The organism is Absiella sp. AM29-15, assembly GCF_003434225.1.
Lineage (GTDB): Bacteria > Bacillota_I > Bacilli_A > Erysipelotrichales > Erysipelotrichaceae > Hoskinsella > Hoskinsella hominis.
This window is the reverse complement of the sequence record NZ_QVFL01000001.1, coordinates 156,404-170,310: the sequence shown is the minus strand read 5'-3', so window position 1 is coordinate 170,310 and position 13,907 is coordinate 156,404. Positions and strand designations below refer to the sequence as shown.

At 33.9% G+C, this 13,907-nt stretch carries 17 protein-coding genes; 9 read left to right on the top strand and 8 right to left on the bottom strand.

The features are described from left to right. Positions 1-76 precede the first annotated feature (76 nt). From DW761_RS00870 to DW761_RS00860, 3 genes are read right to left on the bottom strand one after another with little or no spacing between them, the layout of a single operon-like run. Positions 77-931: a S66 family peptidase gene (locus DW761_RS00870; RefSeq protein WP_199485567.1), complete on the bottom strand. Its 855-nt coding sequence runs from the start codon at positions 929-931 to the stop codon at positions 77-79. 45 nt (positions 932-976) lie between these two features. After that, complete coding sequence (locus DW761_RS00865; protein ID WP_117516151.1) at positions 977-1,390, bottom strand: hypothetical protein; 414 nt, start codon at positions 1,388-1,390, stop codon at positions 977-979. Then, on the bottom strand, positions 1,387-1,632 hold the full coding sequence (locus DW761_RS00860; protein ID WP_117516150.1) for a helix-turn-helix transcriptional regulator: 246 nt from the start codon (positions 1,630-1,632) through the stop codon (positions 1,387-1,389). The genes DW761_RS00865 and DW761_RS00860 overlap by 4 nt, the downstream gene beginning before the upstream one ends. A 194-nt stretch (positions 1,633-1,826) precedes the next feature. Here DW761_RS00860 and DW761_RS00855 point away from each other — a divergent pair, with 194 nt between their 5' ends. Continuing rightward, positions 1,827-2,243 (top strand): helix-turn-helix domain-containing protein, encoded by a 417-nt coding sequence (locus DW761_RS00855; protein ID WP_233512995.1) that lies wholly within the window; start codon positions 1,827-1,829, stop codon positions 2,241-2,243. A 159-nt stretch (positions 2,244-2,402) separates the two neighbouring features. Here DW761_RS00855 and DW761_RS00850 read toward each other — a convergent pair whose 3' ends face one another. Continuing rightward, on the bottom strand, positions 2,403-2,678 hold the full coding sequence (locus DW761_RS00850; RefSeq protein ID WP_233512994.1) for a helix-turn-helix domain-containing protein: 276 nt from the start codon (positions 2,676-2,678) through the stop codon (positions 2,403-2,405). A gap of 61 nt (positions 2,679-2,739) precedes the next feature. Between DW761_RS00850 and DW761_RS00845 the strand changes: the two genes are divergently transcribed. From DW761_RS00845 to recQ, 4 genes are all read left to right on the top strand, one after another. Then, entirely contained in the window at positions 2,740-3,243 is a 504-nt protein-coding gene (locus DW761_RS00845) for a hypothetical protein (RefSeq protein WP_117516149.1), read from the top strand. A gap of 363 nt (positions 3,244-3,606) precedes the next feature. Then, on the top strand, positions 3,607-3,948 hold the full coding sequence (locus tag DW761_RS00840; RefSeq protein WP_117451238.1) for a PTS lactose/cellobiose transporter subunit IIA: 342 nt from the start codon (positions 3,607-3,609) through the stop codon (positions 3,946-3,948). Between the two features lie 69 nt (positions 3,949-4,017). Beyond that, positions 4,018-4,821, top strand: a complete 804-nt coding sequence (locus DW761_RS00835; protein ID WP_117516148.1) for an HAD-IIB family hydrolase — start codon at positions 4,018-4,020, stop codon at positions 4,819-4,821. Next, positions 4,818-6,629 carry a DNA helicase RecQ gene (gene recQ, locus DW761_RS00830; RefSeq protein WP_117516147.1) on the top strand — a complete coding sequence of 604 codons (1,812 nt, stop codon included), beginning with the start codon at positions 4,818-4,820 and terminating at the stop codon, positions 6,627-6,629. Before DW761_RS00835 ends, recQ begins: the two co-directional genes overlap by 4 nt. A 29-nt stretch (positions 6,630-6,658) precedes the next feature. Here the strand turns inward: recQ and DW761_RS00825 are convergent, their stop codons facing one another. From DW761_RS00825 to DW761_RS00810, 4 genes are read right to left on the bottom strand one after another with little or no spacing between them, the layout of a single operon-like run. Then, complete coding sequence (locus tag DW761_RS00825; RefSeq protein WP_117516146.1) at positions 6,659-7,087, bottom strand: DUF3021 family protein; 429 nt, start codon at positions 7,085-7,087, stop codon at positions 6,659-6,661. Positions 7,088-7,096: 9 nt separating this feature from the next. Then, positions 7,097-7,537 carry a LytTR family DNA-binding domain-containing protein gene (locus tag DW761_RS00820; RefSeq protein WP_117516145.1) on the bottom strand — a complete coding sequence of 147 codons (441 nt, stop codon included), beginning with the start codon at positions 7,535-7,537 and terminating at the stop codon, positions 7,097-7,099. 9 nt (positions 7,538-7,546) lie between these two features. After that, positions 7,547-8,449: an ABC transporter permease gene (locus DW761_RS00815; protein WP_117516144.1), complete on the bottom strand. Its 903-nt coding sequence runs from the start codon at positions 8,447-8,449 to the stop codon at positions 7,547-7,549. Further along, complete coding sequence (locus DW761_RS00810; RefSeq protein WP_117516143.1) at positions 8,436-9,371, bottom strand: ABC transporter ATP-binding protein; 936 nt, start codon at positions 9,369-9,371, stop codon at positions 8,436-8,438. Before DW761_RS00810 ends, DW761_RS00815 begins: the two co-directional genes overlap by 14 nt. 227 nt (positions 9,372-9,598) lie before the next feature. Between DW761_RS00810 and treR the strand changes: the two genes are divergently transcribed. The 4 genes from treR to DW761_RS00790 all read left to right on the top strand — a co-directional run bounded on the left by treR (position 9,599) and on the right by DW761_RS00790 (position 13,880). Next, the gene (gene treR / locus DW761_RS00805; RefSeq protein WP_158553722.1) at positions 9,599-10,297 is read left to right on the top strand and encodes a trehalose operon repressor; all 699 of its coding nucleotides are present in this window, start codon (positions 9,599-9,601) and stop codon (positions 10,295-10,297) included. A 2-nt stretch (positions 10,298-10,299) separates the two neighbouring features. After that, complete coding sequence (locus DW761_RS00800; RefSeq protein WP_117516141.1) at positions 10,300-10,632, top strand: hypothetical protein; 333 nt, start codon at positions 10,300-10,302, stop codon at positions 10,630-10,632. 199 nt (positions 10,633-10,831) lie between these two features. Next, the gene (gene treB / locus DW761_RS00795; RefSeq protein WP_117516140.1) at positions 10,832-12,268 is read left to right on the top strand and encodes a PTS trehalose transporter subunit IIBC; all 1,437 of its coding nucleotides are present in this window, start codon (positions 10,832-10,834) and stop codon (positions 12,266-12,268) included. Then, entirely contained in the window at positions 12,255-13,880 is a 1,626-nt protein-coding gene (locus DW761_RS00790) for a glycoside hydrolase family 13 protein (RefSeq protein WP_117516139.1), read from the top strand. The genes treB and DW761_RS00790 overlap by 14 nt, the downstream gene beginning before the upstream one ends. The last annotated feature ends 27 nt before the right edge of the window (positions 13,881-13,907 follow it).

The following is a 13,907-nucleotide window of genomic DNA, read 5'->3' as shown; positions in this document are numbered from 1 at the left end:
TCAGGCATGCTTCCTCTTTTATCTTTCAAGTAAAAAGGCGATTTATGTTCTCTTAATTCTTTTATATAATAATCATTCAGTTTTTTATATGAATTTCTTTGCCTATAATCAAACATTTAGAGTCACTATGATGCCCTACAAGATTTGTTTTCGCAATCGGTAAGTTGGAATTATGAATAATCGGCTGAATCAGTTTTACGATATCAGAATGATTATTTTCCTCAAACTTTGTGAAAGTACCAAGTAATAGACCAGATATTTTATCAAATGCTCCCATCTGTTTCAGCTGATGGAAATAAGTAATCATCTGAGGTGCTTCACCACCAAAGCTTTCTAGAAACAAAACCTTATCTTGCAGATCAGGAAAATATGGCGTACCGGCAAGTTTTAAGAAGCATCGTATATTGCCACCAACAACAATTCCATTAATTTCACTTCCTTGATGGAATGTCCAGGGGATATCCATTAGATTGTCAGTTTCTTCTAGCATGGTAGAAAAGAAATCTTTCTGTTGATTAATCTTGTTTTCTTTTATCAAATTTTTTAATTGATACAAATAAGCAGACTGATTCGTCTTTGTATATATAGCATTGATTATCGTAGTTAAATCGCTGTATCCAAAAAAAGGTTTAGGATTTTCTTTGATTATATCAAAATCAAGGTAGCTTAATACTTCATTTGCCATATCCCCGCCTGATATATCAAAAATTGCTTTTATATCCTGATCCATATAGAAGTCCATAAGTGCCATCGCCTTTTGTTGACCAGTGCCACTGTATAAATCTTTTGTTTGGTAAATATATTGAGAAAATACTGGTTCTAGCTGATGGCGTTTCAGTATTTTTTCTAATTCATGAATGCTGCTTTTTGCTTGTATTGGTAATGCATTAGAGCATGCGACGATACCAATTTTATCATTTTCTTTTAACATGGATATCACCTCTTTATCTTTTATATTAATTGAAAATCAAAACTGTTATGCGTGTTTCTCATAATAGATATTTACAAAAAATAAAATTGCTAACTGTATAAACATAATGGCAGTAAAAGTAATAATCAAAGTAATATAAATAATTGAATGATATAAACTATAAAGTACAATGGATATTAAGCTTCCGGCAAGTAGTATATAATTTAAAATTCGCAAAGTGGTTTTATCAGTTTTCATCACAAGTAAAATATCTCGCTCATCCATGTTTCTTGAAGCCACTTCTATGCTTCCTTTTCTATTTGATGAATTATAAAAGCTAATTATTCCATATATAAAAGTTAATAGAAATGCTAAGATATAACGAGTTTCTTGGTTGTATAAAAAAGTGATAAGACAAACTATCGCAATTATTTCCATAATAATAGCAGTTACAAAATGTTTTTGATTTCTAATTTTCATATGATATCCTCCTGATTATACATAATCTCTCGATCTTCTATTCTTTTATTTTCTTCTAAACAACATAATTCCTCAACACTTGTATTGAAAACTTGTGCTAATCGATAAGCAAGCATAAGTGAAGGGCTGTATTGCTCTTTTTCAATAGAAATGATTGTTCTCGATGAAACATTAACGAGATCGGCTAATTGTTTTTGTGTCATTTTAGCGTTGATTCGCATTTCTTTGATTTTTGTTTTCATATCTATCCCCTTTCTTTTGATGTGAAGCTAGCTTCATGTTGAACTGCTTCTATATTACTTCTGAAAATCATTTTTGTCAACAAAAATATGAAGTACACTTCATGTTGCGAGAGTTGTTTCACATATGTTAATTTTTGTTGCTTGTGACATTTAAGAAAGATATATATAATAAATTCGAGAAAGAGGAGATAATAATGATGTTAAATGAAAATATAAAAGCAATAAGAAAACAAAGAGGTCTTTCACAAGAAGAATTAGCAATACGATTACATGTTGTAAGACAAACAGTGTCAAAATGGGAGAAAGGTTTATCCGTGCCTGATTCAGATATGCTAGTGAAAATAGCAGAAGTTTTGGAAGTATCCATTGGTGAATTATTAGGGCAAAGGATGTATGATGAAAAAGATAAAAATGAAATAACAGAGCAGTTGATTCGTATCAATGAACAATTTGCGATAAAAAATAGAAGGTCTAAATTGATATTGAAAATCATTATTGGAATATTGATTGGATTTCTTGTAGTAAATTTAATTTTGATGGTGGTTGGTATGATATCATTTAATTCGTATAATTCCAATACGCATGCGGAGGTGCAAGAGATAAAGGAATAATGAATAGTATCATAAAAAAGCTAAGATTTAGGATAATTTTAGCTTTTTTTCTATAATTTGATAACATTTTCAGAATCTTCATTATAAACATGATTATAAATCGCAATAAAAATTTATGAAAATAGTAGCAAGAATAGATATAATTAAAAAATAACTATATCATTTTTTGTTAATTCGCCCAACGAGATAGTCTATGCTAGTATGATAAAAATCAGCTAATTTCATTAAATAATCTATAGGAATCGTTCGATAACCTTTTTCATATCTTCGATAAACTTCACGCTGGATTTGTAACATATCTGCAATATCTTGTTGTGTTAGGTCATTATCAATTCTTAAATCTTCTATTCTTTTAAAATACAATAAAATCACCTCTTGACTAATGCTACCATTTGGAAGTATAATCATATTGAAAAAGCTACCATATGGTTGCATATAGTTTGTGATCATAAAGCTTAAATATACGAATGTATTCAGGGAAAAGGAGATTATAAGTATGAAAGATGTTTTATTTCAGCATAAGGGTGCACCAAAGAAAATGAGAATGGTTTATTTATTATTAAGTTTAGTATTATTGATTTTAGGTATCGTTTGTATAGGGATTGCATTAATGGTAAAGACAAGACAGGGATTTACTAGTACAGCAATTGGAAGTAGTCTGTATGTTAGTGGGCCGAGTGGAATAAGTAGTAGTCAAAAAATGATATTATTTGGAATTGGTTTCATAGCTATATTGTTTGCGGCAATACTATTTAGCTTTATAAATAAGAGAAAAACTTGGTATTTAAAAATTAATGATGAAAATTTAATGGGTAAAGGAATGTTAGTAAAACGAGGCATTGTAGATTTCACCTTATCATTTAATGATATTAAGGAGATTAATATTAAATCTGAAGGATTGAATCCGTCATTATCAATATTTACAAATGATGGAAAGAATTATATATGTTGGATTGATCAGCCAGAAAAGGCTAAAAAAATTATTGAATCAAAACTATAAAAAAATGATTTGTATTAACTATCAAGGGAATATAACTTAAGCTATTTATGCTTATAACTATACTATAAAGTTCTACTACTGAGAAAAAATGGTGCATATGAGGTGTAAAGACTTAATAAGTAAAAAAAGTTTTTAGTTCTTAATTAATAAATGAGTTAGAATAATGGTATGAAATATCTGAATTCTAACTTTTTTTCTAGAAGAGTTGGGGATAATTTATATCTTCTATTAAGAAAATAATGATACCTACTAAGTGTACGGATTTTATAAGTAAACACAAAAAGTAAAAAAGTTTTTGAAATCCTGGGTGCCTTAATGCTTCATATATGTTACAATTATTTCATGTGAAGGAGATGCATTTGTATGAGTCAATCAGAGCTGGATATTTTGGAAATCATTTCAAGTGTTGGGCAGGCAAGAAATTATTATATTGAAGCAATTCAGGAAGCAAAAAGCGGGAATTATGAAGCCTGCAACGAGCTGTTAAAAAAAGGAAATGAAATGTATGCGAAGGGGCATCGTATTCACCAGTTAATGGTACAAACAGAAGCAGGTGGAGAACGTGTAGAGTTAAATCTTTTACTTACACATGCACAAGACCAGTTGATGAGTGCAGAGGCATTTAAAATACTTTGTGATGAATTTGTGGATGTTTATCGTAAATTCGATGAAGTAAATAATCGTTTGGATATGCTACAGGGCTAAGTTTTTCTTAGTCCTTTCTTTTGGCTTCAATATCAGATATAATAAAGCGGAAAACGGGAGGAAAAGGATATGCAGAAAAAAATTTTCTTTTTTGATTATGATGGGACATTGGTACATAATACAACAAAACAAATTCCTGAAAGTGCCATGCGTGCATTACAGGAATTAAAAAAACAAGGACATATATTATTTGTGAATACCGGACGTACAAAAGGTATTGTGGATCCAGAAATCTATGACTGGCCTTTTGATGGCATGATTTTAGGTTGTGGAACCTATATTACCTATCATGATGAAATCTGGTTAGATGAAGCTGTGGATGAGAAAGACCATGAAACAATACAAAATATTATGAATAAATATCATAGTGAAGCATTTTATGAAGGTAAAGACTGCCTATACATAAGTGATCATATTCAACATAAAGATTTGATAAACATGATAACAAGATATAAAGAAAACGGGATAACTATATTACCGGATACTACAGAGCATAAATCGTTTAGTAAATTATTCGTTTGTATGCCAGATATATCTCAAAAAGAGGCATTTGTAGATGAAATGGGTGCTTATTTTACGTATATCAATCGAGGAATTGATCGCTGTGAGTTTGTGCCAAAAGGTTATTCCAAAGCGACAGGTATTCAATTTGTTTGTGAAAAGCTTGGTGTAGATAAAGAAGATTGTTTCGTATTTGGCGATAGTAATAATGATATGCCAATGTTTGAATATATTTCTAACAGTGTGTTGATTGGTGGAGAGAATCCAGAGTTATCAAAACATGTGATGTACACCAGCTGTGAGGCATTAGAAGATGGTGTGGAAAAAGCACTGATTGCGTTAGGGTTCATCAAACAGGAATGTGTCAAATGAATGAAATAGAAACGTTAAAGAAATATTTTGGATATGACGCCTTTCGAGAAGGACAAAAAGAGTTGATCACAAACATTCTGCAGGGAAAAGATGTATTGGGAATTATGCCAACAGGTGCAGGTAAATCTATCTGTTATCAGGTACCTGCGGCAATGATGGAAGGTATTACTTTGGTGATATCACCATTGATCTCCTTAATGAAAGATCAGGTTGGGACATTAAATGAAAACGGCATACGTGCAGCTTTTTTCAATAGCTCGTTAACATTTGCTCAATATCAGAAAGCGTTACAACTGGCAAAGCAATATACCTATAAAATCATTTATGTGGCACCAGAGCGATTACTAAATGATGAATTTTTAGCATTCGCAAAACAGATGAATATCGCCATGGTATGTGTAGATGAAGCACATTGTGTCAGTCAGTGGGGACAGGATTTCCGCCCACATTATCTTCAGATACAAAGCTTTTTAAAACAACTGCCAAAACGCCCAATTGTATCCGCCTTTACTGCCACAGCCACATCAGAGGTAAAAGCAGATATCATTCGGTTATTGGATATGAAACAGCCATTTGAAATTACAACAGGATTTGATCGAAAAAATCTTTACTTTGCGGTAGAAAAGCCAAAAGATAAGTATCAGGCATTGTTGTCTTATGTCAAAGAGAATAAAAATCAAAGTGGAATTGTTTATTGTCTAACAAGAAAAAGTGTAGAAGAAGTTTGCGAACGTTTAAACAAGGATGGCTTTCAGGCAACACGATATCATGCGGGATTAAGTGAATCAGAACGTTCCAAGAATCAGGATGATTTTCAATATGATCGTAAAACCATAATGGTGGCGACCAATGCTTTTGGTATGGGTATCGATAAATCAAATGTTCGTTACGTTATGCATTATCATATGCCGAAAAACATGGAAAGCTATTATCAGGAGGCAGGTCGTGCAGGACGTGATGGAGAACGTGCAGATTGTATCTTACTTTATGGCGCAAAGGATGTGCATACCAATTTGTTTTTAATTGAACAAAGTCATATGCAGGAAGATATGGATGAAGATATGCGTGCGAAACTTCAGGCAAAGGAAAAAGAGCGATTAAAATCTATGACGTTTTATTGTACGATTTCTGGATGTTTACGCCACTATATGTTGAAGTATTTTGGTGAACAAAGCGAAGGGTATTGTGGGAATTGTTCCAATTGTTTGAGTCAGTATGAGGAACAGGATATCAAACAGGATGCACTACAGGTTGTGGCGTGTATCAAAAGCAGTGGAGAACGTTTTGGGAGAACTATGATCACTGATATATTAAGAGGCAGTGCAAATGCGAAAATAAAAAGCTATCATCTGGATCATAATGAAAGCTATAGATCATTGAAAAAACATTCCAAAGCTTATATTTATCAAATGATGGATGATTTATTATATCAGGGGGTTCTGAAACAAAGTCAGGATGGATATGCAATCATAAGTGTGGGGGATGATTCTATACTACATCAAGATAGACCATATTTGATGAAAATTATGAAGGAACAAAAACACAGCATTACTAAGAAACAAGAAACAATTGTGGATCAGACTTTATTTGAAAGCTTGCGGGAATGTCGAATGGAATTAGCAAAGAAAGCACATGTGCCACCATATATCATTTTCTCTGATAAAACGCTTCATGATATGAGTGTGAAACAGCCCGTAAACAAGGAAGAAATGTTGATGGTCAGCGGCGTTGGGGAAGTGAAATATCAACGATATGGAAAGGCTTTTTTAGGAGTTATTCAACAATATAAAACCAAGCAGGTACCTTGATATGAAAACCTCAAAAGGCACCTGCTTTTTCATTTGTTTTTCTTTTTTATATATTCCTGAAGCCGCTCATTCATGACCTCTGCTTTTTTCTTATAATAATACTGCAATAAAAGGCTAACGGTAAGGAAGATTACCGCAATCATAAATAACAAGCTGCATATCATATAAAGATTGTCTGGTGAAAACCATTCAAAAAAGAAACCTGCACCTAATACAATCACATTGATATAAAGATAATGAATGCCTATTAATATATACAATTGTTTTTTACTCTTGCATTCTTTAGGATAAAGTACATTGCCAACACTGCATAAAATATCAGTAAAGATCAACTGCCATAAGATATTAGAATCAAGAACGGCATCCTTCCAAAATATTGTAATATATGTCGCAGAACCAATTAAAACCATGGTTGTGACACAGGCAAAGGTAAATAATATCTCTTTGATTTTTTCCATGATGACCTCCTATATTCCCAACAGCACTTTTAATGCCGCAACATATTGTCTGGATATCATAATTCTTTCCCCATTTAATAAGGTTGCCTCCAGCCGGCTTCCTAAAACAGGGGATAAATGCTGAATTTTACTAAGATTCAATATCACAGACTTTGATACACGAAAGTAATCCATTCCCTGATAAGTATCTTCTATTTCATACAGTTTTTGTTTAATTTCATACACATCTTTTTCTGTATATAGAAATACTTTATGATCCACGGATTCAAAATAATAAACATCCTGTGGTCGTATGCGGGCAATCTTTTCATTTGCTGTGCCAATTAATAATTCGTCTTTTGATTTTAGTTGATGGATCAGTTTCATAATCGAATCATCTAATGTATCGCAGCGAATAATAATTGTATCTTCTTCATCTTTTGATGCTTTCTCCTCAATGATGATTTTCATATGCTCCTCCTAACAATCAAAGCGACTACGTTTCTGTAGTAAATATGTGGATATGATTAATGCTATTATACCACAAAGGCATAAGCCAAAGATTGTTATGGTATTGGAAACTTGATGGTTCTGAATGTAAATGATGATACCCATGGCCTCTTGATAGCCTTGAAGTGCTGCATCTGGTAAACCATGGAAGGCTTGTTGAAGCGAAGAAGTGGTAAAGACATCTCGCAATAGCGCAGATTCATGAATAAATGGCATCGCTTTTAAAATATTTTGTACAAATTGTGGAAGTAAGCCCATTGGCAGATATATCCCACCCACAAAGCCAATCAAAGTACCTGCAAGAGTTGAGAAAGCTCCCCAGGCACGATCACTTTTTACCCATTGGGCAATTAATAGTACCAATGCACTAGATACCATGATATCAATTATTAAATAGAATAATACAGTGAACAAAGAAGATATGGTAAGAAAGGAGTAACCGCTGAAGGATACATAAAGGTAAGATAACAGCAGGATTAACAGGCTCATTAACATACTGCATATGATGGAAGATACAAGGTAAGAGCTGGTAATCATACTTCGGGATATTGGTGCTGTATACAGGCTTTCCAGTTTATGATCTTCTTTATCTTTCACATACATACCAATCATAGTGACAGGTATGGTAAAAGCATTCACACTTAGGATACCTGCGATCGTCCACATCACGATAATATGATTAGCATCAGCATCACTTATGGTACCATGTAGATGATTAATCAATTGTACCAGTTCGTTCTTGTTCATGTCACCTAAAAATACAAGCATTAAAAGAATTACGATAAAGACGGATAACAAAGAGAAAAGTACGGCAGAACGATCACGAAAATATAAGTATAAATTACGTTTTATTAATTGTTTAAATGCAAACATTTGTTTCACCTTCTTCCTTTAATGTTTTCCCTGTAACATGCAGAAACACATCATCCATGGTTCCTTGTAGTACCTCAAAGCCGTTGATATATGGTTTTACTTTATCCAGAATTTCTATGGCATCCTTTGTATGAGGAAGTGAGATCGTGATATGCTGGATATCTTTTTGACTTGGATATGGTAGTGTGGAAAGGATGGTTTCCAGTTGTTTGATTTGATGTGAATGCAAAACAAGTCTGTCTTTTGCATAGGTTTCCTTCAACTCATAAGGAGTGCCATACTCCATCAACAAGCCATGATCAATCAAGGCGATATGATCTGCCTGTGCGGCTTCTTCCATATAATGTGTGGTAAGAAAAACAGTCATGTTGGTATGTTTGCGCAAGGTATCAATACAGTGCCAAACGGATTGTCTGGTCGCAGGATCAAGACCGGTGGTTGGTTCATCCAAAAATAAAATCTTTGGAGAATGCATGAGCGCTCTTGCGATTTCACATCTTCTTTTCTGTCCACCTGACAACTTTTGAAATGGTCGATATAGAATTTCATCGAGCTTCAAAAGATCACTTACTTCCTGGAGGCGTACCTTTAGTTTATTTGAATCTTGTTCATAAAGAGATCCACGAATCATCAGGTTTTCCTTAATTGTTAAAGCATCGTCCAGACAATTCTGTTGTGATACTATGCCAATCCTTTTTCTGATTTCCTGATTATGTTTTCCTAGAGAATATCCACAGATATTCGCACTTCCACCACTTGGTGTAAACAGAGTACATAACATCTGGATCGTGGTTGATTTACCAGCTCCGTTGACACCTAAAAAACCAAATAATTCACCCTCTTCCACATGAAAACTTATATCCTGTACTGCATGTATTTTCCCATAATCTTTCTTTAAATGATTCACTTCCATAACGTTCATTATTTCTTCCTCCTTTATGTGACCTTACTTTACAACATGAAAAAAGCAGCTACAAGATGGCAGCTGCTAAGTGGGGTTGTGCAATATGCAAGTGGTATAAAACAGGGGGTAAGTTGCATTGTTAGCATAGAATAATGATGAAATAAAAACTCAGAAATACATATAGAATTATGGTATAATGAAAAAGCAAACGATGAATTTATTTGTTTAAGATGGAAGGAGATATTATGAAGCCAAAGCATCAGATATTATATGAAAAAATATTAAAAAAGATTCAGGATCGAGCATGGCCTGATGATAAACTGCCTTCTGAAAAAGAACTAATGGCGATTTATGATGTTTCAAGAGATACAGTTAGAAAAGCACTGCAGCATTTAAGTGAAGATGGTTTCATCATAAGGGCACAGGGTAAAGCTACTACTGTTTTGCGCAATAAAGATTTTGAATTTCCAGTGATGACACTAGATTCTTTTAAAGAACAACATGAAAAAGACAGTCAAACAGATATCAAGCTGTTAGAGAAAATCCAAGCAGGCAATGATATTGCGGAATGTCTACAAATACACCCGGATGAAGAAATCTATCATTTAATCAGAGTGCGTAGTATCAATGGAAAACGTATGATTTTAGATGAAGATTATTTCCCCATTTCATTAATTCCTGATTTAACAAAAGAAGATGCACAGCGTTCCGTCTATGATTATATTGAACAAAAACTAAATTTGAGCATTGGTTTCGCATCACGTAAATTAAGTGCCGCCAAGGCAGATGCACGGGATTATGAAATGCTGGATTTAGATGATTATAATACGGTTATCGTTTTGACAAGTTATGGATATCTACAAGATGGGCGATTATTTCAGTATAATGAATCACATCATCATCCAGAAGAATTTGAATATATGGATATCGCAAAAAGACGTTAGTTATGAACAAAGATTACATATTTATTGATCGCTGGAATATCACAAAAGCAGATTTCATTCCTTCAAATAATGGCGATACAGTTTTGATATCAGCGAAGTCATTTGGCCCATTAGAGGTTTATGAATGGGGCTTGGATAAAAATCAGGTACCATATAAACTTTATAACTGGCTGGAGGATGATTTCTTTGAAAATGATAATTATCGTGTGTCAATCACAAAAGATGAATTGATGAGTCGGATACAATACTTTATATCTATATTTGAAAGTAATGGGCGAATGGATTGGGTAGATTATTATAAAGAGATACTGGAAAAGCTAAATTGCATAATATAGATTGGTTTTATCATAAAAAAGCACGCAAGAGAACAGCGTGCTTTTATCATACGTAAAATGAAAATATTGCGAATATTATGTGAAAAATCATAAAAAAATAAAAATTAGAATTGGTGTTGACAAACATGTACGTACAAGATATAATGTAATCGCTTAAGATAACATGTACGTACAAGTAGAAAAGAGAGAGGTAAAAGATATGTCAGAATTTACAAAGGATGTCGCATCCTTAACAGAATACGTCGGAGGAAAAGAAAATATCGTTTCCGTAACACATTGTGCAACTCGTATGAGATTTGCGTTAAAAGATCAGTCAAAAGCTGATGTCAAAAAGATTGAAGCACTTGCTTCTGTCAAAGGAAGCTTTACACAAGGTGGACAGTTTCAGGTTATTATCGGCAACAAAGTATCCATCTTCTATGAAGAGTTCATTGCCTATACACATTTAAGTGAAGCCACAAAAGAAGAAGTAAAAGCGCAGGCAAAAAATAACATGAATCTTCTACAAAGAGCATTAGCAAACCTTGCGGAAATCTTTGCGCCAATCATTCCTGCCATTATTTGTGGAGGTTTGATCTTAGGTTTCCGTAACATTATTGATTCTATTAAGTTCTTTGAAGAAGGCACAAAAACATTAGTAGAAATATCACAATTCTGGAATGGTGTGGATTCATTTTTATGGCTGATTGGGGATGCCATCTTTAACTTTCTTCCAGTTGGTATCGTATGGTCTATCTGTAAAAAAATGCACGTTGATCAAATGCTTGGAATCATTGTTGGTATCACGATTGTATCACCACAATTATTAAGCGCAGGGGCATTGATGTCTACTGCCGCAGAAGATGTACCTTATTGGGATTTTGGATTTACAACTGTACGAATGGTGGGATACCAGTCACAAGTTATCCCTGCAATTTTAATAGGATTTGCGTTTGTGTATATCTATCGATTCTTTAAGAAACATGCACCAGATGCAATTTCTATGATTATCGTACCGTTCTGTTCAGTCGTACCAACTGTATTAATAGCGCATGTAGTATTAGGACCAGTTGGCTGGGCAATTGGTAACTTTATGTGTGATGTCATTATGGCTGGTTTCAATAGTTCATTTGGATGGTTATTTGGCGGTATTTATGGAATGTTGTATCCATTATTAGTTATTACAGGTATGCATCACGCAATGCTTCCTATTGATATTCAGATTGCCGCAAGTGGTCAGGGATTATTCACATTCCCAATCGTTGCTTTATGTAATATTGCACAGGCAACTGCCGTATTTGCATTCGCATATATCCATAAGAAAAACAAAGCCGTACAAGAAATCGCAGTGCCTGCATATATTTCTGGTTATCTGGGAGTCACAGAACCAGCAATGTTTGGGGTTAATTTAAAATACTTCTATCCATTTGTAGGTGCCATTATTGGCTCAGGTATTACTGGTTTAATCGCCATGAGTTTAGGTGTATTGGCAAACGGTGTTGGAGTTGGTGGCTTGCCTGCAATCCTTTCTATGCAGCCAACCAGTATGTTATATTTTGGTATTCTGATGATTGTAGATGTAATTGTTGTGTTTATCGTAACATGTATATTATCAAAAACAGCATTTGCCAGAAAGTATGAAGATGAAAACAAATAAATTAGAAAAAGACTGGTGGAAAAAAGCAGTTGTCTATCAGATTTATCCACGCAGTTTCCAAGATAGTAATGATGATGGCATTGGGGATATTCAAGGGATTATTTCACGCTTACCTTATATTAAAAAGTTAGGCACTGATGTTATCTGGCTGTGCCCGGTCTATGCATCACCTAACGATGATAATGGATATGATATATCAGATTATTGCGATATCATGAAAGAATTTGGTACCATGCAGGATATGGATGAATTATTAGAAAAGGCAAATGCAATGGATATCAAAATCATTATGGATCTGGTCGTAAATCATACCAGTGATGAACATATATGGTTCAAAGAAGCAAAGAAGTCCAAAGATAATCCATATCACGATTATTATATCTGGGTAGATGGCGAGGAAGGCGTACTGCCTAATGATTTAAAGAGTGATTTTGGAGGAAGCGCATGGGAATATGTGCCAGCATGTGGGCAATATTATCTACATTTCTTTAGTAAGAAACAGCCGGATTTAAACTGGAAAAATCCAAAGATGCGAAAGGAAATCTATGCGATGATGAACAACTGGATTGATAAAGGAATCAGTGGTTTCCGCATGGATATGATTGAATTAATTGGAAAAGAGCCAATGCAGATGATTCGTGAAAACGGGCCTAAATTACATACTTATATCAAAGAAATGAATGCGGCAACCTTTGGGAAAGCAAATCTGTTAACGGTGGGAGAAGCTTGGCGTGCAGATATAGAAAAAGCACAACAGTACAGCAATCCTGATGGCAGTGAATTGAGTATGGTATTTCAATTTGAACATATGAAATTAGATAAGCAGCCAAAGACACCAAAATGGGATGTAACGGGTTTACGTTTTCAAGAATTAAAAGAGGTACTTAGCAAGTGGCAGTATGGGCTAGAAGGAACTGGATGGAATTCATTATTCTGGAATAATCATGATTTACCAAGAATTGTATCACGCTGGGGAAATGATGGAAAATATCGTGTAGAAAGCGCAAAAATGCTGGCAATGGTATTGCATGGGATGAAAGGCACTCCATATATTTATCAGGGTGAAGAAATCGGTATGACCAATATTGCGTTATCGGATATTAAGGATTATCGTGATATTGAAACATTGAATATGTATAAAGAGCGTTTAGAAGAAGGATATACACAAGAGGAAATCATACACTCTATTCATTTAATGGGTAGAGATAATGCAAGAACCCCAATGCAATGGAGTGATTGTGAATATGCTGGCTTTTCTAAACATGAACCATGGTTGTGTGTGAATCCAAATTTCCATGAAATAAATGTAGATCAGGCATTAAAGGATAAGCATTCTATATTTTATACATATCAAAAATTAATCCAGATGCGTAAAGAAATGGAAATATTTTCACAGGGAGATTATCATTTATTGGATACTAGTGATCAAATCTTTGCATATGAGCGAAACTGGAATAATCAAAAGCTCGTGGTGATTGCGAATTTCTTTGAGAAACCTTGTGCATTTCCAGATATGGATATAGAAGGAATGCAGGTGTTATTACATAATTATGAGGCGATGGATGGTAAGCAGTTAAGGGCTTATGAAGCTATGATATTATATAAAAAATAAATTAAAACGGTATGATTTAGAAAATAG